Raw genomic sequence first — 22787 nt, 5'->3', positions numbered from 1 at the left:
TGTGACCGAACCCCTTGATAAATATCTTGACGAGACGGAGAGATGTATTCGCTGCGGTCTGTGCCAGAAGGTCTGCCCAATATATGCCGAAATGGGCTCGGAGCCGTTCGTCGCCCGCGGCAAGGTCCGGCTGATCCGAGAGCTCATTAAAGGGAACGTGGAGCTTTCGCCGCGACTCAAGGAAATTCTTGCGCTGTGCCTGGATTGCGGCGCCTGCGTAGCCAACTGCCCGCCCTCGGTTCATACCGACAAGCTCGTCCTGGAGGCGCGGGCCAAAATTACCGCCGAACATGGTCTGCCGCTGCCGCTGGCCGGCGCGCTGCACGGGTTCCTGCCCAACAACAGCGCGCAGGCGCTGGTGACCAAGATGGCTTACTTCTACCAGCACAGCGGCTTCCAGAAGCTGCTGCGCGGCACCGGTCTCTTAAAAGCATTGCCGCTGGACCTGGACAAAAAGGAAGGGCTCATGCCTGAGTTCGCCCCCCGGACCTTCCGGAGCATGCTCGGCGAATTGCCCCTGAAAAAAGACGGCAAAATCCGGGTCGCCTACTTTTTAAGCTGCATGACCAACATGGTCAAACCCGAGCTCGGCCAGGCGGTGATCAAGGTTCTCGAAAATCACGGCTGCGAGGTTGTCATTCCGGCTGGCGTTCAATGTTGCGGAACGCCCCATCTGGCCTACGGCGACACCAAGGTGGCCGCCCAACTGGCGGAAAACAACGCGCGCCTGCTGCTGGAGACCGGCGCCGACTACATCATCAGCGACTGCGCCACCTGCGGCGCCGCCCTCAAAAAATACGACAAGCTGGTTCCCGGGCTGGAAGGCTTCGCGGACAAAGTGCGCGACATTGCGGAGTTTCTTGTCAACGTTGTGAACCTGCGGGCAGGCGAAAAACCGGTGGACGGCGTCGTCACTTACCATGAGCCCTGCCATCTTGGCCGGGGCCAGGGGGTTACGGCCGCTCCGCGGGAGATTCTAAAAGCGATACCGGGGCTTACTTTCGCCGAGATGGAGGATGCCGACCGGTGCTGCGGCGGCGCCGGAACCTTCAACGTCATGCATTACGACCTGTCGATGAAAATCCTGGATCGCAAGCTTGACTCCATCCGGAAGGTGAATCCCCAAATGGTGGCGACAGGCTGTCCGGCCTGCACCATGCAGCTGGAGCACGGTCTGTCCCGGCGAGAGATGCCGATATCCGTCGTACACCCCGTGGAGCTGTTGGCCAGAACTTACTGATGACGAGAGTTCTGTCCGTAAAGCAATTGTAGAGGAGGTTTCAACCATGCCTATCAAAACCGGCGAACAATATGAAGCGAGCCTGCGCGCCATGAAGTTTAAAATATATCTGCAGGGCGAGCTTGTGGAGAACCCGGTGGACCACCCGATAATCAGGCCTTCGATGAATTCGGTCAAAATGACCTATGACCTTGCCAACGATCCCCAGTACGAAGAGTTGATGACCGCCACCTCCCACCTTACCGGCGAGAAGATCAACCGTTTCTGCCACCTCCACCAAAGCTGCGACGATCTTGTGAAAAAAGTCAAGATGCAGCGCCTTCTGGGCCAAAAAACGGCCGCCTGCTTCCAGCGCTGTGTGGGCATGGACGCCATAAACGCCGCCGACAGCGTTACCTTCGAGATGGACCGGAAGTTCGGCACCGACTATCACAAACGCTTCACGAACTTCCTGCGGCGCATGCAGGAAGAAGATTGGACGGTCGACGGCGCCATGACGGATCCAAAGGGTGACCGCAGTCTGCCGCCCCATAAGCAGGCCGACCCCGATCTGTACGTGCATGTCGTCGAAAGGCGCAAGGACGGCATCGTCGTCTGCGGCGCCAAGGCTCATCAGACGGGGGCGGTCAATTCCCACTGGATACTCGTGATGCCGACGATCGCCATGGGCAAAGAGGACGCCGACTACGCCGTTTCTTTCGCCGCTCCCGCCGACGCCGACGGCATATTCTATATTTACGGACGCCAGTCCTGCGATACGCGCAAGCTCGAAGGCGGCTCCATCGACGTCGGCAACAAGCAGTTCGGCGGCCATGAAGCCCTCATGGTGTTCGATAACGTCTTTATCCCCTGGGAAAATGTCTTCATGTGCGGAGAAACCGAATACTCCGGTCTCCTGGTCGAACGCTTCGCCGGCTACCACCGCCAAAGCTACGGCGGTTGCAAGGTCGGTGTCGGCGACGTGCTCATCGGAGCGACCGCCCTGGCCGCCGACTATAACGGCGCCAGCAAAGCCTCCCACGTCAAAGACAAGCTGATCGAAATGACCCACCTCAACGAGACGCTGTACTCGTGCGGCATCGCCTGCTCGAGCGAAGGCAGCCCAACCGCGTCCGGCACTTACCTGATAAACCTCCTGCTGGCAAATGTCTGCAAGCAGAACGTCACCCGCTTCCCCTACGAGATCGCCCGCCTGGCCGAGGACATCGCCGGCGGCCTGATGGTTACCATGCCGTCCGAGCATGACCTCAGGCACCCGGAGATCGGCCGCGTTGTCGAAAAGTACTTCTGCGGCGTATCGTCGGTGCCGGTAGAAGAGCGGATGCGCATCCTGAGGTTAATCGAGAATATCACCCTCGGCACGGCGGCCGTCGGTTACCGTACCGAATCGATGCACGGGGCGGGTTCGCCCCAGGCGCAGCGCATAATGATCGCCCGGCAGGGCGGCATAGAGCAGAAAAAGTCGTTGGCGAAAGATATCGCCGGGATTGCCCACCCCTCCCCTTAACCGGGGTTACCGCCATCCGTTTCCCCCCTCCCGGCCGGCGCCGTTTCCGGACCGGAATGGCCGCCGGCTTTCGGGTGGCGGAACGAGACGGAAAGCTGGCCGGATTCGTATTGAGGCGACGGGAAGGCTGGTTACCCTTTCCTGGCTCCCGGCATAATAACGGGTTTTGTCGGATACAGTTGTGCGGTTTCTATGAGAGCCTTCCGTTCTTCGGAAGGCTCTTTTTGTTCGGGCCATCCGCCAACATTCGTTTGCCGTTCACAATATGTTTTCGTCGAGCCTGGGCAGCGCGGGGGGCCGCTTTTTTGGAGGCGCAATCGCCGCGGATCATCTGACAAAGGCTGACATCTTAACTTACAATTAACAATCGCTTAATATTCGCTTAACATATCCCAGCCAAAATTGTGCCATAATGAAGGCGAAACGAAAACAAGCTATCCCCCCCTCTACGATAGAACCCCATCCCCGTGCCGCTTTCCAGGAAGGCGGCACAAAAACTATCGATATTTGTCTAGACGTCCGGAGGGCAATGAGGAGGCAACGCAGTGATCGAACGGGAAAGCGGCATACCTTACTACTGGCAACTGATGGAAATAATCCGCCGGCAGATCGTGAACGGCAGACTCAAGGAAGGCCAGCGCATCCCCTCGGAGATTGAACTCAGCAGCGCCTACCGCGTGAACAGGCACACCGTCAGGCAGGCCATCGGCGAACTATGCCGGTCCGGTGAGCTTTATAAGCAGCGCGGCCGTGGCACGTTTGTCGCGAAGCCGCCCGTAGACCTGTTCGAATACCGTCTGTCGCCGAAGACCAGCTTCACCGATGACATCCGCGAAGCCGGCAAAACCCCGGACAGCAGGCTGCTTGCCTGGAGGGAAGTCACCGCCCCGGTGCATGTGGCCGAAGCGCTTGGCCTGGCGGCCGACGAGCGGGTTTTCGCCCTCGACATTCGGCGCCTGGTCAACCGCCAGCCCTTCCTGTTCTCGAAAGTTTTTCTGTCCGCCGCCCGGCTGCCGGGTTTGGCCGGCTTTATCGACAAATTCCGGTCGCTGCCGGCCATCTACGACGCATACGGCCTGTCGCCCCGGCGGGTAAAGTCCGTGTTTCGGGCCTCCTTCCCTGAGCAGGAGGAGGCGGTGGCGCTGGATATCCCCGGGAATCTGCCGGTGTTAAAGGTCGAAAGCGTGCTTAAAAGCCAGGACGGCGTCCTGATTGAATATAGCGTTTCCTGTTACCGTAGCGATTTCGCCAAAGTCAGCATCGACTGGTAATGTGAGAAAATGGGGGGGTAACGATGCGAGGTATGCCCAGAGCAGCCATTATCCTTGGTATCGTTTCAAATCGCCCGCGCAGCGGCGCTCTCCGGTTGCGGCGGCCAGTCCGCCAACCCCGCCGCCGCCCGAGCGCCCAGGAAATCAGGTTCTCCGGGAGGGCGTTATCGAGGCCGTGCGGACACGGCAAACAAAATTAAATTGGCGCTTGTACAGGAAAAATTTATAGAAAACTAATTGACAAGATGCAAAAAGGCGGTTATCCTTAATCCATACAGTTACAATGATTTAATGGTTGCAGGCAAGGCTGCCTTGGCAAAGATTGTTCTTTGCGAGGCGGTTTTTTTATTTGATTCTTTACTATTACTTGCGAGAGGTGGTTCGTGTGATGGCGACCTGGGGTAAAAGCGGCTTAGACAAGGATGTCTTTTGCGTCCCAGATGATGGTACGACGTACCGCTTGGCGGTACTGGAAATGACTCATCCTCATGTTTTGGGCATGACAAAGTAGGAGGAAGCAATGTACGATCTCGGGATAGTAAATGGGTTACTCGTTTCCGGGCAAGGCACCAAGGCGGCGAATTTGTATATCCGCGACGGGAAGGTGGCCGAGGTTACGGCCGACATCCGGCCGGCGGCCGAGGTGCGTGACGCGGCCGGACTGTATGTTCTGCCGGGGTGTGTCGATGTTCATTGCCATTTCCGCGATCCCGGCCACGCGGACAAGGAGGATTTCGCCCACGGTACACGCGCTGCTGCGGTCGGCGGTGTGACAACGGTTTTCGATATGCCGAACAGCAACCCTCCGGTCATGGATGCGGACAGCTTTGCGGCCAAGGCGGATTATTTCAGTTCTAAGGCCTATGTCGATTACGCGTTGTGGGGCCTGACAATGGGGGTTTACAACCGCGAAAAGCTGGCCGGCATGGTCGCGGCGGGCACGATCGCATTTAAGTTTCTCTGGGGATACGCCCTGAACAGTAAGACGTACGAGCTGGTGTATAACTACGACGATGATGCGCCAGATATAATTCCCCCTTTGGACAACGGCCGGGTTTACGACGTGTTCGACGACGTCGCCCGCACCGGAGCGGTGATGTCCGTTCACTGCGAGGATCCCGCGCTGGTGAGAGCCCTCACCCGGCGGGTATTGGAGTCGGGCCGCCGCGATTACGCCGCGCTTTTGGCGGCGCGGGCCAATGTGGCCGAAGAGGTGGCGATCAAGATCGCTATATCCTACAGTCGGGCCACCGGCGCCAGGCTGCATATCGCCCATATGTCCACCGCCGAGGGGGTGGAGCTGGTGGCCGAGGCCCAGGCGCAGGGACTTCCGGTTACAGCGGAGACGTGCACGCATTACCTGTTTCTCGAAGACAAGGATTTCGACCGCGTCGGGCCGGTCATGAAGGTCTATCCGCCGGTGCGGGGCGAGCGGGACAGGCTGGCGCTGTGGGCGGGACTGCGGGCCGGTACGATAGCGCTGGTGTGCTCGGACCACGCGCCGCATATGGTGGCGCAAAAGCAGGGCGATCTGTTCAGTATCCCGGCCGGCATGTGCGACGTCGAAACCATGCTGCCGCTGATGCTGGGGGAAGTAAGCCGGGGGGCGATCACCCTGCCCTTCGTGGTCGAGAAGATGGCCGAAAACCCTGCCAGGCTCTTTAATCTTTTTCCCCGGAAAGGCAGTCTCGCGCCGGGGGCGGATGCCGATTTCGTGCTGGTCGACATGAATATGGAACAGGAAATACGGAACGAAAGGCTGCATAGCAAGCAGCCGCTTACCGCCTACCACGGCATGAAGATTAAGGGCTGGCCGGTGGCAACATATTTACGGGGCCGGAAAATCGCCAAGGACGGCGTGGTTCAGGGCGGGCCCGGCGGATGGCTGGTCAAACCGGTTACTAGATAGAGCATTTACGATTGCTTTGATATTGTTTTGAGAGGTAGTGGTATTGTGGAATGGCTCGACCGCTTTGTGGAAGTGATGGACATCGTCAGTGAGGAAGGCTTGACCGGGCTGGGCACGAGTCAGCTGGCCAGAAGGACTCAGCTCAGCAAGGGGACGCTCCACCGCATGCTGCGGGAGATGGTAACCCACGGCTTGCTCAGCCAGGATGAGGCAACTAAAAAATACTGCCTCGGGCCGCGGTCGATGCAGTGGGGCAGCCGTTTCCTTGCCGGTCAGGACCCGGTGGGTTTGCTGCGGGAGCACTGCGATCTGCTGGCCCAGCGCACCGGCCTGTACACGCATCTATGCCGCTTCGACGCCGGCCAGGTGTATTGCGTGTATACCAGGCAGCCGTCCGACAGCAGAAACACATATTTTGTCCATGTGGGGCAGCGGATGCCGCTGCACTGCACGGCGGCCGCGAAGGCGATTCTGGCCTTTCAGCCGCCACGCGTGATCGAGTCGCTGTTTCCGAAAGAGACGTTGACGAAATTTACCGAGCATACCAAGACCGAACTGGCCGATATCACGGCCGAGCTGGCCGATATCGCCCGTACCCGGATCGCCTTCTGCCTGGAAGAGCTGGAGCCCGGAGTATCGGCCATCGCCACGCCGGTGTTTCACGGCAAAGGCGAAGTCATCGCCAGCATCGGCCTGATCGCGGCCACCCAATACGTCGAGGCCAACCGGGAGGCGCTTTGCCGGGAGCTGATCGCTATCGAAGGCGCTGCCAGCGCTAAGATCACGCCGGCGTACCACCTGGCTTCGACCAAGCCGGGAGTAGTTTAACCGGACTCCTGAAAGACTGCCGGTGTAGGCAAAAACTTGGAGAGGAGCGGGACTATGACGAAGTATCGCTATGTTGCGCCCGCCACCGTGGACGAAGGTCTGGAGATACTGCGCCAGGGGGGCGGAAAAGTCCGTATCGCGGCGGGCTGTACCAACTTGCTGCCCGATATGAGGGCTAAAGAATTGGCCGACTGTGTGCTGATGGATATCAGCGGCCTGGGGGAACTGCGCGGCGTGGACGCCGATGGCGGCAGCATCCGCATCGGGGCGCTGACGACCATCGACGAAATGCTGCACTCGCCGCTGCTTGAGCAGGAAGCCGTCGCCTTGTGGCGTGCTTGCCGCCAGTTTGCCGACCCGCTGGTGCGCAACCGGGCGACTGTCGGCGGAAACCTGGCCAATGGCTCGCCGGCTGCGGACAGCGCGGTGCCCTTGCTGGCGCTCGACGCTTCGGCCACTGTGGCCAGCCGGGCTGCCGGCAAGCGCGAAGTGCCACTGTGCGAGTTGTGGCGGGGTCCGTATCAGACGGCGATCGCCGCCGACGAGCTGATTACCGCGATAACCTTTCCGCGCGACGCCGCACGGCGAAGCTGGTTCATCAAGAACGGCCTGCGGCGGGCAATGGCGATTTCGCTGATTACGGTGGCGACGGCTGTCAAACAGGACGGCTGCGTCGTAACCGGGGCCCGTGTCGCACTCGGCGCGGTGGGCCCGACGCCCTTGAGGGCAAGACGGACCGAAGAATATCTTCAGGGCCGCGCCATCGACGCGGCGACGCTGGCCGAGGCCGCAGAGATCGTCCGTGGCGAGATCAGCCCGATCAGCGATCTGCGGGCATCGAAGGAATACCGGACTCACTTGGCGGGCGTGCTGCTGCGGCGGGCGCTTGAAGCCGTCCGGGCATAAGGGGGTGCCAATTATGGAGTTCAAGCAGCAAGTAGCGATAAAGGTGACGGTTAACGGCGCTGATATTCGGGCGGCGGTCGCGCCGGAAGAGTCGTTGCTGGATTTTCTGCGCAAGCAGTGCGGCGTGACCGATGTCAAATGCGGTTGCGGCATGGGAGAATGCGGCACCTGCACGCTGGTGCTTGCCGGCAAGGTCGTCAAGTCCTGCCTCGTGCTGGCGGCCCAGGCAGACGGCCGGGAAGTCTGGACGCTGCAGGGCCTGGAACGCGATCCGCTGGCGGCGCGGCTGCAGGATAGCTTCGCCCGGCATGGCGCGGTGCAATGCGGTTTCTGTACCCCGGGGATGCTAATTGCCGCCAGGGGGTTCCTGCAGCGCAGCCCGCAACCCACCCGGGCCGAGATCCGCGAGGCTTTGTCCGGCAATCTTTGCCGCTGCACCGGCTATCAAAAGATCGTGGATGCCGTTTGGGCCGTCGCTTACGGCGACGCGGCCGAGCAGGAACGGGCATAGGAAGGAGGCGTGACATGAAAACGAGCATCGTGGGCAAAGGGTTGCCGAAATTCGACGCATGGCCGAAGGTCAAGGGCACTGTTGTTTACGCCGACGATTTCGCAATGCCCGGCATGCTGTACGCGAAGGTGCTGCGCAGCCGGTACCCGGCAGCCGCCATTCTGGCGGTCGACACGGCGCGGGCGAAAGCCTCGCCGGGCGTAAAGGCGGTACTGACCGCCGCCGATGTGCCCAACAACAACCTGCGGGCCAAGTTTGGGCAGAGCACCGATGTCGGTGCGCAGTTCGAAGGGCTGTACCGGGTGCTGGCGGAAAAGAAGGTGCGCTACGTGGGCGAGCCGATCGCCCTGGTGGCGGCCGACAGCGAACAGGCGGCCGAGGCGGCGCTCGACCTTATCGAGGTGACATATGAACAGCTGCCCGGTGTTTTCGATCCCGTGGAGGCGTTGAAGCCGGGCGCGTACTGCGTGGGTGAAAACGACACCAACGCGGTGTCCCGCTTCAAGATCCGCAAAGGCGACGTCGACGCGGCATTCAAGGCGGCCGATGTCGTCATTGAGAACACATACCGCATGCCCTTCAGCGACCATGCTTATCTCGAGCCCGAGTCGGGAGTGGCCTGGATCGACGAACACGGCGTGGTCACTATCAGGGTGTCGACCCAGGTTATCGAGCATTTCCGCACCGTGGCCGAGGTGCTGGGGGTGCCGCACAACCGGGTGCGCGTCATCGGCACCTGGGTGGGCGGCGGTTTCGGCGGGAAAGAGGACATTACTGTGGAGAGCTTTCTTGCGCTCCTGACTTGGTATACCGGGCGCCCGGTCAAGCTCACCTATACGCGGGAAGAGTCGCTGCTGGCCCATAGCAAGCGGCACCCGTTCACCATCCGCAACAAAATCGGCGCCATGCGGGACGGCCGGCTGGTGGCCGCCGAGGTCGAACTCATAGCCGACGCCGGCGCTTACACATATCTCAGCCCATGGGTGTTGCTGTATTCCACGGTAAATGCCGCGGGGCCCTATAATATCCCCAACGTCAAAGTGGACGCGGTGGCGGCGCTGACCAACAATCCCTTCAGCAGCGCTTTCCGGGGCTTCGGGGCGATACAGCCGAACTTCGCGTATGAATCACAGATCGACGAGCTGGGGCGGCAACTGGGCATCGACCCTGTGACCATCCGCGAACTGAACTGTTTGCAAAAGGGCGATTCCCTGGCCACCGGGTATGCCTACGACCGCGAGCTGGTCCTGGGCGAACTGGCCGGCAGAGCGTGGGAGGCTCTTGGTCCGCCGCGCGAGGCTGGCGACAGCCCGGTGAAGATCGGCCGGGGATTGGCGATCGGGATGATGAGCTACGGCCGGCTGACTTTTTTGCATGACACATCGCGTTCGTACGTCAAGCTGGAGCTGGACGGCAGCGTGCTGCTGCGCTGCGGGGTCCCCGACCTCGGCGCCGGCCAGGCGCAGGCTCTTTGCCAGATCGTGGCCGAGGAGCTGGGAGTGCCGATGGACAAAATCAAGATGTATATCGCCGATTCGGCGTTGACCCCGCTGGCCGGAACTTCGACCGCCACGCGGCAGCTGTATATGTCGGGCAACGCCACGCTAAAAGCCGCCCGCGAGCTTAAAGACCGGCTAATCAAGAAGGCGGCGGCGCTGCTGAACTCCTCGCCCGCCGACCTGCGGCTGGCCGACGAGACGATCGCGGATGCCACCGCGCCGGATAAAGTATTGCCACTCAAAACGGTGGTGGGGCATTGTTCGTCCGACGGCGACGAACTATACAGCGAAGCCCAGTTCAACGCTCCTTTCACGACGGTGCCGGTTTCCGAACTGATAACTGGCCAGACGTTCGCCGATTTCACTTTTGGCGCTTACGCCGTGGAGGTGGCTGTCGACACTGAGACCGGTGAGGTGACTCTGGAGAAGGCTATCGCCTGTTTCGACGTCGGGAAAACCATCAACAAGCTTAACGCCGAGGGCCAGCTGGAAGGCGGCGGCGCGATCTCGGTCGGTTATGCGCTGATGGAAAACCTGATGGTCAGCCAGGGGAATCTGCAGACCAGGTCTTTTACGGAGTATCTCATTCCCACGGCTATGGATTTGCCGGATATCGGGACGATCATGGTCGAGACGGAGAGCGGCATTGGCCCTTACGGGGCTAAGGGCGTCGGTGAGCCGTCCAGCAACGCGATGGCCCCGGCCATCACCAACGCTATCCGCGACGCGGTCGGCGCCAGGATTACCTCGCTGCCGGCCACGGCCGAGCAAGTGTTCACCACGATGAAATTCCGCAAGTAACATAGGGATTAGGCGAAAAGGAGGGGGAAACGGCGGACATAAGCGGGTGCGACTGATGAGGATAAGGGGAAAAGAAGGAGGAGAAAGATTATGAAGAGTTTGCGGATGCGCAGGGTAACCGTAATTATGACTGTATTGTTCTTGCTGACGGCCCTTCTGGCCGGCTGTGGGGGAAAAGAGCCGGCCGCCGATAAAAAGACTGTAAAAATCGCGTTCATCGGCCCGTTGACCGGCCCCAACGCCATGCAGGGCGTCGGCGCCCGCAACGCTTTCCAGCTGGCGGTCAAACAGGCCAACGCCACGGGCGCGCTGCCCTATAAGCTGGAAGTGGTCGACCTGGACGACGCCTCCAACCCGGCGACGGGCGCCTCGGTAGCCCAGAAAATCGTCGCCGACAAAAGCATCGTGGCGGTATCCGGACACTGGAATTCGCCGGTTGCCGAAGCAACCATTCCGATTTTCAAGTCCGCGGGCATGAACCTGTTGATCTGGGGAGCCATATCCCCCAAGCTGACGGTTAAAGAGAATTATCCGTTCGTGACCCGGGTGGCGCCTACCCAGTCGCAGGAGAACGCGCCACTGGCCAAGTTCGTCGTAAGCGATCTGGGACGCAAGAAATGGGCGATAATTTCCGACACCAGCACTTATGGCAAAAGCAACACTCAGGCTTGGACCGATGAAGTGAAAAAGTATCCCGGCACCTCGATTGTGTCTGTCGACGAAATTCAGGTGGGGCAGACCGATTTCCGGCCGATTCTCAGCAAGATCAAGGCCGTGGGGGTTGACGGCATTTATTTCGGCGGCGTTGTGATGGAAGGCGCGCTGGCGCGCCGTCAGGCCAGCGAACTGGGGATGAAGGACACGTTGCTGGTCGGCATTTCCGGCATCATGGACGCCAAGTACATCGAGACCGCCGGCAAGGAAGTGGCTGAGGGCGTTGTCGCCACCAAGCCGGGTAAAGACGTGAGCAAGATGCCGGGCGGCAAGGCATTTGTCGAAGCCTACGGGAAAGCCGGCTTCAAGGAGCCTTACGGCGCTTACGGCCCGTACGCCTACGACGCGGCCAACATCATCATCGCCGCACTGAAGAAGGCCGGTCCCGACCGCAAAGCGCTGGTCGACGCCGTCGCCAAGACGGAACTCGACGGCTTGCTCGGCAAGACGGTCTTCAACGAAGTCGGCCAGACGAAAAATATTGTCAGCACCATCTATGTCGTTCAAGACGGCAAATGGGTTGATTGGGAAGCTTCCGATTATAAAAGCGGCAAACGGAAACTGCCGGGCGCCCAATAGTCCGGACCCGGTCTGACGGGCGATGCCGACCGGCGGCGATGGCGCCGCCGGTCGGAAAAGCCCGCGCGGAACCGGCCGGCTTGCCGAGAAGCAAAGGGGGGAATGGAATGAATTTCCGGGTAATCGGCAAAGTGTTGCCAAGAAAAGATGCGGTCGCTAAAGTCTGCGGCAGGGAAGCCTTTGCCAGCGACGTGGTGATCCCCAATATGCTTCATGCCGTAACGTTACGCAGTCCTTACCCCCACGCCGACATCGTCGGCATCGATACGAGCGCGGCCGAAGCGATGGGAGCGGTCTGCCTCGTGCCTGACGATGTTCCCGATTTCATTTATAACGAGCGTACGGTGAGCATTCCCGAAAAAACCTACCGGGACCGCCGCGTGTTGCCCCGGCGCGCCCGGCATGTGGGCGAGGCTATCGCCGCCGTGGCGGCGGAAACGGAGGAATTGGCGTTTCGCGCCCTGCAGGCGTTGAAGGTCGAATACCGCGTTCTGCCTGCGGTGCTGGACGCCGAGTTCGCGATGTCGCCGGCGGCGGCGCCGCTATATGAGGAAGTCCTGTTAGGCGACGAAACCGTAAAAGTAAACAGCAATATTGCCTGCGAGCGCAATATAGTGATCGGCGACCCGGCGGCGGGGTTCGCCAAAGCTGACTATGTCATCGAACGCGAATACAGCCTGCCGCGCGTGTATCATCTCCAGATGGAGCCCAAAACGGCTGTCTGCCAGCCTGAGCATGACGGCGGCGTCACGCTGTGGGTTACGACGCAGACCATTCATAATGTCCGCCAACTGGTGGGACAGATTTTCGACATTCCGCTCAGCAAGGTCAATGTGAAGAAGATGGCTCTGGGCGGGTCCTTCGGCTCAAGCATACAAATGAATTCGATAATTCCCATCTGCACGGCCTTGGCGCTGAAGGCCGGGCAGCCGGTTAAACTAGTCTCCAGCCGCGAAGACGATATGTACGACCACGTGAAGTTCCCGGCGAAGATCAGGCTGAAAGTCGGCGTGACCAAAGACGCCCGCATCGTGGCGGCCGAGATGAACGCCCTGGTCGATATCGGCGCGCATCAGGTGAACGCTTATCCCCTGCTGGGGTGTATGGCGGGTTGGTATGCTTCCCTGTATAAATGGCAGGATTTTTCCTTTGCCGGCAAATCCGTCTACACCAACAAGGTTCCGGCCTGCGCGATGCAGGGCTACGGCAACCCGCAGGTCAATTTCGCGGTAGAGTCGCATATCGACATCATCGCCCATGAATGCGGCTTCGACCCGGTCGAGTTCCGTCGTAAAAACTACGTCGGCACCGGCGACGAGTTCTGGGGCCAGGGCCCGACGGTGAAATCGATCATTAAGAGCTGCGGTGTGGAAGAGATGCTGGCCGTGGGGGCTGCGAAACCCAACTGGCGCGGGCGGCAGTCGCCGGCAGCGAAAAGCGGCCGATACCGCCGGGGCATCGGGGTTGCCCGCGGCTTCCACACTTCCGGCACCGGCGGCCCCAAGCCGGGCGAGGTCATCGATTATTCCAGCGCCACCGTCAAGATCAACGAGGACGGATCGGTCGACGTCCTGACGCCGGTCATGGACCTGGGCGGGGGCACCGGGGAAGCCGCCGTGAAGATTGTGGCGGAGGTATTGCAGCTGCCCTATGATAAAGTCGACCTGGCCAGGGTCGACACCAGGACGACGGGCTATGACGTGAACACCCACGCCACCCGCGGCGTATACTGCGGCTGCGGAGCCGTCCTGCACGTGGCCAGGCAGGTGCGCCGCAAGCTGCTCGAATATGCCGGCCGCATTCTCGACGAAGATCCCGAGATTCTCGATCTGGCATTCATTCCCGCCGAGAACGCCACCGTCGTCCAAGTTAAGGGGTATGAGCGGAAGCGGCTTACCATCGGCGAGGTGGCCAAGTTGGCGCAGATATACAGCTGGGGGACGATCGCGGCCACCGACAGCTACCGGCAGAAAAACTGTCCGCCCTGCTTCGTAACTCATTTCATCGAGGTGGAGGTAGATACGCGGACAGGGATCGTACGCGTTCCCAAGGCGCTGATGTTGTCGGACTCGGGAACGCCGATCAATCCCGATATGCTTGCCGGGCAGTTGATCGGGTCGCTCTCGCGGGGCCTGGGCTACGCGGCCTACGAATCGACGGAGAACGATCCGGCCACGGGCCACCTGGAATGCCGCGGTTTCGTCACCGACAACAAGATTCCCACAAGCTGCGAAATGCCGCTGCGGGAAAACCTCGAGGTTTACTTCGCCGACACCTACGAGCCGACGGGGCCGTTCGGGGCGAAGGGGATCGGGGAGGCTGCGCTCAATTCGGTAGCCTCCGCCTACGCCAACGCGGTCTATAACGCCATCGGCGTTCGCTTTTATGAGCTGCCCATCACCCCGGAGCGAGTGCTGGCGGCATTGACGGGAGGTGGCACGCATGCTGACAGACAGTAAGATTCTGGCTGCCGATTTTGAATACGTGCCTTGCTCTACCGTCCGGGAGGCGCTCGATTGCCTCGCCAGCTACCGGGAGAAAGCGAAAGTATTGGCCGGCGGCACCGATCTGCTGGTCAAAATGAAAACCGGCGTGCTTAGATGCGATTATCTTATCGACATCCGGAACGCGGGCGAATTGCGCTATCTGCGGGCCGAGGCCGACGGCCTGAATATCGGCGCCCTGACCAGTCTGGCGGAAATCCAGGCCAGCGGCCCCGTGAAAGAGCGCTACAGCGCCTTGTATGAGGCGGTGCGTTCCATGGCCGCGCCGGCGGTGCGCAATATGGGAACCATCGGCGGCAACCTCGGCAATGCTTCCCCCGCCGCCGATACCGCGCCGCCGCTGCTGGTTTTCGACGCAACGGTCACGCTGGCCGGCACAGGGGGCGAACGTACGCTGCCGCTGGCCGAATTCTTTACCGGGCCGGGGCAGACGATGCTGGCCGCGGACGAATTGATAACCGCCGTAAAGCTGGCCACGCCGGCCGATGACACCGGCAGCAGTTTTTTGAAGCTGGGACGGGTCGCGGCCGATATCGCGAAGATAAATGTGGCGGTATTGCTGGAGCGGGACGGGGACGTTTGCCGCCGCTGCCGCGTCGCCTTCGGCTCGGTGGGACCGACGCCGCTGCGGCTGCCGGCGGTCGAAGCGATGCTCGCCGGCCGCGAGGCCACGACGGCGCTGTTCGAGGCGGCGGCCCAGGCGGCGGCCGGGCTTATCAAGCCGATCGACGACCGCCGGTCCACCGGCGATTATCGCCGGCAGGTGAGCGCGGTGATGCTGGAAGAAGCTCTGGCCGCGGCCTGGCGGCGGGCGGGAGGAGACGCGCGATGACAAAAAACCGGATCAGTTTGACGGTCAACGGTAAAGAGCGGGAACTGTATGTCAGGCCCAACGACCTGCTGCTCAACGTGCTGCGCGATCAACTCGGCCTGATGGGCGTCAAGTACGGCTGCGGCATCGGCGAATGCGGCGCCTGCACCGTGCTCCTGAACGGCCGGACGGTATTGTCCTGTCTTATGCTGGCGGTATCGGCCGACGGTCAGGAAGTCGTTACGGCGGAAGGCCTGGGCAAGCCCGGCAACCTTCACCCGCTCCAGAAGTCTTTTGTCGAGCACGGCGCTGTTCAGTGCGGCTTTTGCACTCCCGGCATGCTGATGTCGGCCGCGTCGCTGCTGGCGGAAAACGCCCAGCCGACCGAGGAGGAAATCCGGGAGTATCTGCGGGGCAATCTTTGCCGCTGCACGGGTTACGCGGCCATCGTCAAGGCGGTGCAGGCCGTCGCCGGGAAAGAATGAACGCCGTGCCGGCGCATCTGTAAAGAAGGAAGGTGGATCAATTGTCGCTGATTTTGTCCCAGATCATTAACGCCGTCATGCTGGGCTGTACATATTCCCTCATCGCCATCGGCTTTTCCCTGTTTTTCGGCGTCATGGACGTAGTCGTGTTTTCCGCCGGCGATGTGGCGATTTTCGGGGCGTTCAGCATCATGGCTCTGGCTAGCATGACCGTGCTGCTGCCCGCGCTCGATGCCTTTCTGCCGCACGCGGTCGGCACGGTGGTCGTGGTTGCGCTGGGCAGCGTGGTGACGGCGTTGGTCATGCTGCTGATATACCGGGTGACGATCAAACCTTTTGCGGGCAAGAGCGCTTTGATGCCCCTGCTCAGTACGATCGCCGCCGGCATCGCCTTGCGCGAGCTTATCGGGATATTTTACCCCCAGGGCAGAAATCCCCAGACCTTTCCCCAGTTGCTGCCGAACGAAGTCCTGACCAGCGGCGTGGTGCTTACCGAGAAACATGTAATCATCATGGCGGCGACCGTCGTTCTCGTCAGCATCCTGTACTGGTTCGTCAATAAAACGAAGCTGGGGATGTCCATCCAGGCCGTGTCTCAAAACCGGGAGGCCGCCATCATGGTGGGCGTAAACTGGCGGTACTGCATTGTGGCCACTTTCCTGATCGGCGGGTTTATTCTCGGCGTCGGCGGCTTCCTGGTGGCATCCTATTTTGACGTGGTGCGGTTCGATATGGGCTCGATGTACGGACTGAAAGGCTTCAGCGCGGCGGTGGTCGGCGGGCTTGGCAGCCTGTACGGGGCGATCGCCGGCGGCATGCTGATCGCTTTCATCGAGGTTTTCGTCAGCGCCTTTATCCCCGGCGGCACGGCCTACGCCAGCGTGGCGGCGTTTGTCATGGTTATCGTATTCATCCTGTTCCGCCCGGAAGGCATCATCGGCGACAAAACGGTGGAGAAAGTATGATCCATTCGGACCGTTTAGGGGGATAACATGCCTAATACAGCATTATTCACAAGACAGAGGCTGCTGGCCTGGGGCGTCAGTCTGCTAGGTTGCGCGCTGTTGTTCACCGCCCTGGTGGGTTCGCTGGCGGTGGCGCTGGCGGTGCTCGTCGTGGCCCTGAGCCTGATCGTGCTGGGGGAACGACGCTGCCAGATGGAGACGGTCTACGCGGCGATGAACGAACACCGCCGGTCTTCCCTGGCCGTGGTTATATTATTTGTTGTTCTACTGCCTTTTCTGTTCAGCGGCAACAGCTATCTGCTGCACGTTCTCGTGATGGGCGGCATCCACAGCATTGTCGCCCTGGGGTTGAACTTCCAGGTCGGCAGCACCGGGATGGTCAATTTTGCCACTGCCGCTTTCTTCGGCACCGGCGCGTATGCGTCCGCGCTGCTGGCCACGAAGTTCGCAATTTCGCCGTGGCTGGCGACGGCGGCCGGCACGGTCGCGGCGGCGGCCCTGGGGGTGGTGTTCGGATTTCCGGCTCTCAAGACGCGGGGATATTATCTGTCGCTTATCACCATCGCCATGCAGATAATCTTCACCCTAATGATTATCAATACCAGCTGGCTGGGAGGGCCGAACGGCGTCCCCGGGATACCGGCCTACACCCTTGGCGGGGCTTCGCTGCGCGACTCGCTGGCGCTGCCGGGATTTTCCCTGCCGTATCAGGCCAATTACTTCTATCTTGTATTCCTGCTGCTCGGCCTGGCGATGGCGGCAGCCTCGCGCTTGTACAACTCCCGGGTCGGCCTGGCCTGGAACGCCATTGAGCAGGACGAGATCGTCGCGGTAACCCAGGGAATCGATCTGACCAGCACAAAACTGGTGGCGTTCGCCCTGGGGGCGGCGTTCGCGGGGATCGCGGGCGGGCTTTACGGCCACTACACCAGCTTTATCGGCGTGGAGGACTTTGATTTCAGCAAGTCGCTGGTGTTCATCTGCATGGTTCTGCTCGGCGGCATGGACAATGTGGTCGGCGTGGTGCTGGGCGCCCTGCTGCTCACCATCGTCGACGAGAAGCTCCGCGATTTCGCCGACTACCGGATGCTGATGTACAGCGTGATATTGATCGTCATCCTGCTTTCCCGGCCTCAGGGGCTGCTGCCGAAGAGGATCAGGGGCTACCTGCCCGCCGAGGCGACGGGCGGGCAAGCCTGCATGACGGCGGAGGAAAGGGGGGCCGGGACGCGATGAACGTGATGCAGACCGAGGCGTTAACCATCAACTTCGGCGGCCTGAAAGCCGTCGACGAGGTAGACTTTGCCATCGGCGACGAAGTGATCGGCTTGATCGGCCCCAACGGTTCGGGGAAGACTACTTTCCTCAATCTGGTGAGCGGCATCTATAAGCCGACCGGCGGGAAGATCGTTTTTGAGCAGCGGGATATAACCGGCGCCGGACCCGATGTCGTCAGGCAAAAAGGCATCGCGCGGACTTTTCAGACCAACCGGCTGTGCCTGAATCTCAGCGTCATGGACAATATCCTGCTTGGCCTTTACAGCCGCCAGAAGGCGACGTGGTGGCAGGCGATACTGCAGCCGGCCCGCTGCCGCCGGGAAATGGCGAGGGACATCGACGACGGTTTGGCAATCCTGCACCATTTCAACCCGGCGCTGGTGGCCAGGGCGTACGAACCGGTCACCGCCATTCCGCTCATCGACCGGCGGCGCATCGAAATCGCCCGCGCCATCGTCGGCCGGCCGCGCCTGCTGCTGCTCGACGAGCCCACCGCCGGGCTGAACGCCGAGGAGACGGGCCAAATAATCGGCGACATCGGTAGGATAAGGCAGCAAGATCACCGGATCAGTATGATCATCATCGAACACGACATGGCGGTAATCTCCAGCATCTGTCAGAGGGTCGTCGTACTGAACGCCGGACGAAAGATCGCCGATGACTGCTTCGGCGAAGTGTGCAAGAACGAACAAGTCCGCCGGGCGTACCTGGGAGGTTAATCATGCTGGAACTTCGCAACGTCAGTACCGTTTACGGAACGATTCCCATGCTGATGGACGTGACCATCAATGTCGGCAAGGGGGAGGCGGTCTGTCTGCTGGGAGCTAACGGCGCCGGCAAGACCACCGTGCTCAAGACGATCATAAGCATGGTCAGCCCGGTGAGCGGGGAAGTGCATTTCAACGGCCGGCGGATCGACACGCTGCCGTCCCACAAGGTCATCGAAAGCGGCATCGCTATCGTTCCCGAGCGGGAGGGGCTGTTTCCCAGGATGACGGTAGCCGATAACCTGCTCATGGGCGCTTATTACGAAGCCGACAAGAAAAAAATCAAGGCCAGGCTGGCCGAGGTGCTCGCCATTTTTCCCCGGCTCGGGGAGCGCTATCACCGCAAAGCCGGCACGCTGAGCGGCGGGGAGCGCAAGATGCTGGGCATCGGCCGGGCGCTGCTGGCCGACCCGCAGGTGATGCTGATGGATGAACCGTCGCTCGGGCTCGCGCCGGCGCTGGTCAATGAGGTATACGAGGTCATCGGCAGGATAAAGCGGGAAAAAAATCTCGCCATCCTGCTGGTGGAGCAGAACGCCCAGAAGGCGCTGGCGGTCGTGGAACGCGGCTATGTTCTCCAGAAGGGCGGCATCATTCTGAAAGGCTCCACCGCCGAACTGCAGGCGGACAAGATCGTCCAGGAAAGCTACCTGTCGGCGGGCGCCTAGCTTGTCGCGGTTTTCCGCAGCCGGGAAAAGGTGGTGGATCAATGAAAGAGCCGTTGATTTTGATAAAAGGGGCCGGCGATCTGGCCAGCGGTGTTGCCCACCGGCTGCACCGCGCCGGCTGGGTGCCGGTGATGACCGAGCTTGCGCAGCCGTTGGTAGTGCGGCGGACGGTGTCATTCGCCGAAGCCGTCTATGAGGGCCGGGTCGCGGTCGAAGGCGTGACCGCGGCGCTGGCGGAGAACGAACGTGACATAGCCATCCTGCGGCGTCAGGGGATAATCCCGGTAACGGTCGACCCGGCCGGGACACTGGTTAAGGCAATGCGCCCGGCGGTGTTGGTCGACGCCTCGATGGCGAAGAAGAATCAGGGAACGCGCATAAAGGACGCTAAGTTCGTGATCGCGCTGGGGCCGGGCTATTGCGCCGGCCGGGATGTCCACGCGGTTGTCGAGACCAAGCGGGGGCACTATCTCGGCCGGGTGATTGTCGATGGTTTTGCCCTGGCCGATACCGGGGAGCCGGACCCGGTCAACGGCTACTCCCACGAACGCCTGCTGCGGGCGCCGGCCGGCGGCGTTTTCCGTTCTGGCCGGCGGATCGGCGATACGGTTGCCGCCGGCGAAATTGTCGGCTGGGTGAGGGAGGCCGGCGACGATCAGGCGCCGCCGCCGGAGATCCCGGTCCGGACGGCGATAAGCGGCGTGTTGCGCGGGCTCATCCGCGACGGCTGCCGTGTGAAAACGGCGCTTAAGATCGGCGACGTCGACCCGCGGGGCAACCCGGAATACTGTTCGGCAATCAGCGACAAGGCCCGGGCGGTGGCGGGAGGAGTGCTTGAAGCCTTGTTGATGCTTAGCGAAGGGGATATAAAATGCAGCTTTTTCGTAGAATCAGCCAGATAGTCGACCAGGGCGGGCGTGTTAACACGGTCACCTTAATCGGGGCTCCGGCGGCCCATGCCGCGGCAGTCGGGCAGATGATGGCGCTGTTGCCGGACGGTACGGCGGACGGCTGCCTGATCGACGAAAAATTTACCGCCGCCGTGGTCGAACGCATAAAGACCGGGGCGTTTGGAGCGCCGACAGTCTTCGCGGTCGATTACGGGGGAGACTTCACGTTGTTTTGGGATTGCTGGGCCGGGGAGGCAAACGCGGTAGTCTTCGGCGGCGGGCACATCAGCGTTGCGCTCGCGGATATCCTGCGCCATGTCGGGTTTCGGGTTTCGGTGATCGACGACCGGCCGGAATTTGCCGGTAAAACCCGCTTTCCCGGGGCCGACAAGGTTATCTGCAAGGATTTCGCCGCGGCGATAGCCGACGGCGATGTTGCCGTCGACGACCAGACGGCGGTCATCATTGTGACCCGCGGGCACCGTTACGATCTCGACTGCCTGCGGGGAACGATCGGGTCAGGGGCGAAATACATCGGCATGATCGGCAGCCGCAGCCGTGTTGCCGGCATACTGAGCATGCTGGCGGAGGAAGGGTTTTCCCCGGACCATCTCGGGCGTCTCCGGGCGCCGATCGGCCTCGATATCGGCGCGACGACTCCGGCGGAAATTGCCGTAAGCATCGTCGCCGAAATCATCGCCGTCTTTCGCGGTGGTTCGCTAAGACCGCTGAAACTCGCTGCCGGGGAGGGGCAGGAATGGACGAAGTGCTGAGGGCCTTATCCACAGCCCGGGCGAACGGGGATCGGGTCGCCTTGGTAACAATAATAACAACCCGGGGGTCGACGCCCCGGAAAGCGGGAACGAAAATGGTCGTGTCGGCCGATGGGCGTGTTAGCGGCACGATCGGCGGCGGCTGCGCGGAGGCCGAGGTCAGGCTTAAGGCGCTGCAGGTGCTCGACGACGGCCGGCCGGTGTTGTACCAGGTGAATTTGCTCAACGATGTGGCTGCGGCGGACGGCATGGTCTGCGGTGGAGTAATGGAGGTTTTTATCCAGCCGGCCTGACGGCCGTAGACAAGAATGCACCTTACGCTTTGCGTAAGGTGCATTCTTGCAATGAAGCAAATGCATATCTAAGAGCGGGCTGCTTTTTTGCTTTAGCTGTCGGAAGGGCTATTTAGGGTTTAAGGAATGCTGAGCTCGATGATGCGTGAAGGCCGGCCTTTAGTGAGTACGCGCCTGCCGACCTCGATGCAAAACCCGTGCAGCGCCAGTTTGGCCAAAATCCGGTTCATGGTCCGGGGGGTAACTCCTGCCAGGGACGCAAGTTCAGCGGCGGTAAAGCGCGTTTTGCCCTGCCGTTCCAGGATGCTGTGCAATTGGAAAATGGTATTGATGCTAAGGTCGGACTTTTCGGAGATGGCGAGCAGATTGCCGTCGATCTTACGGTTAGGTGATTTCTGGCGGGTTTCCTCGCCCGTGCGGATCGGGCCGATTGTTTTGTTGCGGTTGTAAACTATGAAGGCAGTATTGCCGCCAAGCTTGCTGGCCCGTTCCATACCCAGACCGGCGCTGGCCTTCGCCTCCTGGGCGGTTTGGCCATATCCTACGCCAAGGCTTATCGTATTGGCGGTGTTTTTCCGTACCGCTTCCAGAAGATCGATCTTTTCATAGTTTTCGGTCACACTTTCCAGCAGTTGCCTTGTGGAGAAAAGCAGAAACTCCCGCGCCCCGACTTCAATAGTCGCGGCCTGCACCCGCTGGGCGAAAAGATATATATGCCTGGCCACATTGGTTTTAGCGATATTATATTGGTACTCGCTATCCCTGAAAAGCGAATACTCGTCAGGGAAATCTATTCGGACGCAGATGGCCACAATCTGGCTCTGTTGGCTGACCTGAGCCAGGTGATTGAGCTGCATTTTGTGCAGTGTCTGGCGGATGACGTTGGCGGTTGGGTCGACCAGGAAGCAGGGGATGTTTTTGGCCTTCAATCGCTCGTGGACGGTGGACAATGCCGTTATGCAGCAGGAAACCTGATTGCACAAAAAGTGTTGCTCGTGAAAGGCGCATACGTAGTCGATGTACTCGTCGTCAATGGGCGTTTTGTTCACGGTATATATTTGGAAATCACTCTTGGCTATGCCGATTTCCTCATAGGTTTCCGACAATTGTTCCACGTCGTACAGGTCGGTGCTTAGCCGGCGGATATCGTATTTTTTCGACAGAGCGATCTGCAGCAGCACTCTGAGCAGCGAACTGCCGCTGCGCGGGACGAATTCCCAGGGGATTAGCTGCTTGACATGCTTTTCCGCGTACGAAAGGGGGGTGGCGCCGGCGAACAGAATGGCGTCCAGGTGCGACTGCGGGCCAGCAATGAGGCCGGGAACTTCGGCATATTCCTTGTACAGGAACTTCACAGGCTCGATTTGCGGGAATTCATGTTTGATGATCAGGATGAATTTATCAACAATGCCCAGCGGACCAACAATACCTACTCTCATGATTTTCTCCAATCCCCCAAGTATTTCGAGACGATATAAGGACGATTTAAAGTCGTTTTGTTGTTTATATAATAGCATTAATAGAGAGAAATCCCTAGGGGATAAATCGTGGTTTACAACTTTATCATTGATTGCTTGGCTGGTGAGGT

General features: G+C 60.5%; 20 protein-coding genes. 19 read left to right on the top strand and 1 reads right to left on the bottom strand.

Annotation, left to right across the window (positions count from 1 at the left end; genetic code table 11):
- Window position 1: 1 nt before the first annotated feature.
- From Q4T40_15335 to Q4T40_15245, 19 genes are all read left to right on the top strand, one after another.
- Entirely contained in the window at window positions 2-1240 is a 1239-nt protein-coding gene (locus tag Q4T40_15335) for a (Fe-S)-binding protein (protein ID MDT8902621.1), read from the top strand.
- Window positions 1241-1286: 46 nt separating this feature from the next.
- On the top strand, window positions 1287-2747 hold the full coding sequence (locus tag Q4T40_15330; GenBank protein ID MDT8902620.1) for a 4-hydroxyphenylacetate 3-hydroxylase family protein: 1461 nt from the start codon (window positions 1287-1289) through the stop codon (window positions 2745-2747).
- Between the two features lie 545 nt (window positions 2748-3292).
- Window positions 3293-4018, top strand: a complete 726-nt coding sequence (phnF, locus tag Q4T40_15325; protein ID MDT8902619.1) for a phosphonate metabolism transcriptional regulator PhnF — start codon at window positions 3293-3295, stop codon at window positions 4016-4018.
- A 520-nt stretch (window positions 4019-4538) separates the two neighbouring features.
- Window positions 4539-5927 carry an allantoinase AllB gene (gene allB / locus Q4T40_15320; protein MDT8902618.1) on the top strand — a complete coding sequence of 463 codons (1389 nt, stop codon included), beginning with the start codon at window positions 4539-4541 and terminating at the stop codon, window positions 5925-5927.
- Window positions 5928-5972: 45 nt separating this feature from the next.
- Complete coding sequence (locus Q4T40_15315) at window positions 5973-6755, top strand: IclR family transcriptional regulator (GenBank protein ID MDT8902617.1); 783 nt, start codon at window positions 5973-5975, stop codon at window positions 6753-6755.
- Between the two features lie 54 nt (window positions 6756-6809).
- Window positions 6810-7661, top strand: a complete 852-nt coding sequence (locus Q4T40_15310) for a xanthine dehydrogenase family protein subunit M (GenBank protein ID MDT8902616.1) — start codon at window positions 6810-6812, stop codon at window positions 7659-7661.
- Window positions 7662-7674: 13 nt separating this feature from the next.
- Entirely contained in the window at window positions 7675-8172 is a 498-nt protein-coding gene (locus Q4T40_15305; GenBank protein ID MDT8902615.1) for a (2Fe-2S)-binding protein, read from the top strand.
- Between the two features lie 14 nt (window positions 8173-8186).
- On the top strand, window positions 8187-10472 hold the full coding sequence (locus Q4T40_15300) for a xanthine dehydrogenase family protein molybdopterin-binding subunit (GenBank protein MDT8902614.1): 2286 nt from the start codon (window positions 8187-8189) through the stop codon (window positions 10470-10472).
- A gap of 90 nt (window positions 10473-10562) precedes the next feature.
- Window positions 10563-11765, top strand: coding sequence for a branched-chain amino acid ABC transporter substrate-binding protein (locus Q4T40_15295; protein MDT8902613.1), 1203 nt, complete (start codon window positions 10563-10565; stop codon window positions 11763-11765).
- A gap of 107 nt (window positions 11766-11872) precedes the next feature.
- Entirely contained in the window at window positions 11873-14224 is a 2352-nt protein-coding gene (locus tag Q4T40_15290; GenBank protein MDT8902612.1) for a molybdopterin-dependent oxidoreductase, read from the top strand.
- The gene (locus Q4T40_15285) at window positions 14208-15101 is read left to right on the top strand and encodes a xanthine dehydrogenase family protein subunit M (protein MDT8902611.1); all 894 of its coding nucleotides are present in this window, start codon (window positions 14208-14210) and stop codon (window positions 15099-15101) included. Before Q4T40_15290 ends, Q4T40_15285 begins: the two co-directional genes overlap by 17 nt.
- Window positions 15098-15565 (top strand): (2Fe-2S)-binding protein, encoded by a 468-nt coding sequence (locus Q4T40_15280; protein ID MDT8902610.1) that lies wholly within the window; start codon window positions 15098-15100, stop codon window positions 15563-15565. Before Q4T40_15285 ends, Q4T40_15280 begins: the two co-directional genes overlap by 4 nt.
- 41 nt (window positions 15566-15606) lie before the next feature.
- Window positions 15607-16530, top strand: coding sequence for a branched-chain amino acid ABC transporter permease (locus Q4T40_15275; protein ID MDT8902609.1), 924 nt, complete (start codon window positions 15607-15609; stop codon window positions 16528-16530).
- A gap of 27 nt (window positions 16531-16557) precedes the next feature.
- The gene (locus tag Q4T40_15270; protein ID MDT8902608.1) at window positions 16558-17766 is read left to right on the top strand and encodes a branched-chain amino acid ABC transporter permease; all 1209 of its coding nucleotides are present in this window, start codon (window positions 16558-16560) and stop codon (window positions 17764-17766) included.
- On the top strand, window positions 17763-18527 hold the full coding sequence (locus tag Q4T40_15265; GenBank protein MDT8902607.1) for an ABC transporter ATP-binding protein: 765 nt from the start codon (window positions 17763-17765) through the stop codon (window positions 18525-18527). Before Q4T40_15270 ends, Q4T40_15265 begins: the two co-directional genes overlap by 4 nt.
- A 2-nt stretch (window positions 18528-18529) precedes the next feature.
- Entirely contained in the window at window positions 18530-19243 is a 714-nt protein-coding gene (locus Q4T40_15260) for an ABC transporter ATP-binding protein (GenBank protein MDT8902606.1), read from the top strand.
- A 41-nt stretch (window positions 19244-19284) separates the two neighbouring features.
- Entirely contained in the window at window positions 19285-20145 is an 861-nt protein-coding gene (gene yqeB, locus Q4T40_15255; protein MDT8902605.1) for a selenium-dependent molybdenum cofactor biosynthesis protein YqeB, read from the top strand.
- The gene (locus tag Q4T40_15250; GenBank protein MDT8902604.1) at window positions 20115-20906 is read left to right on the top strand and encodes an XdhC family protein; all 792 of its coding nucleotides are present in this window, start codon (window positions 20115-20117) and stop codon (window positions 20904-20906) included. The genes yqeB and Q4T40_15250 overlap by 31 nt, the downstream gene beginning before the upstream one ends.
- A complete protein-coding gene (locus tag Q4T40_15245; protein ID MDT8902603.1) occupies window positions 20891-21199 on the top strand; it encodes an XdhC family protein in 309 nt (102 codons plus the stop codon). Before Q4T40_15250 ends, Q4T40_15245 begins: the two co-directional genes overlap by 16 nt.
- A 119-nt stretch (window positions 21200-21318) precedes the next feature.
- On the opposite strand, the gene Q4T40_15240 is transcribed toward Q4T40_15245, so the two are convergent.
- The gene (locus tag Q4T40_15240; GenBank protein ID MDT8902602.1) at window positions 21319-22638 is read right to left on the bottom strand and encodes a helix-turn-helix domain-containing protein; all 1320 of its coding nucleotides are present in this window, start codon (window positions 22636-22638) and stop codon (window positions 21319-21321) included.
- Window positions 22639-22787: the final 149 nt, after the last annotated feature.

The sequence above is a fragment of the Selenomonadales bacterium 4137-cl genome (assembly GCA_032334055.1).
Taxonomy (GTDB): Bacteria; Bacillota; Negativicutes; order Sporomusales; family UBA7701; genus Anaeroselena; species Anaeroselena agilis.
Note: the sequence above shows the minus strand (reverse complement) of the source record. Positions and strands in the feature narration are given on the sequence as shown.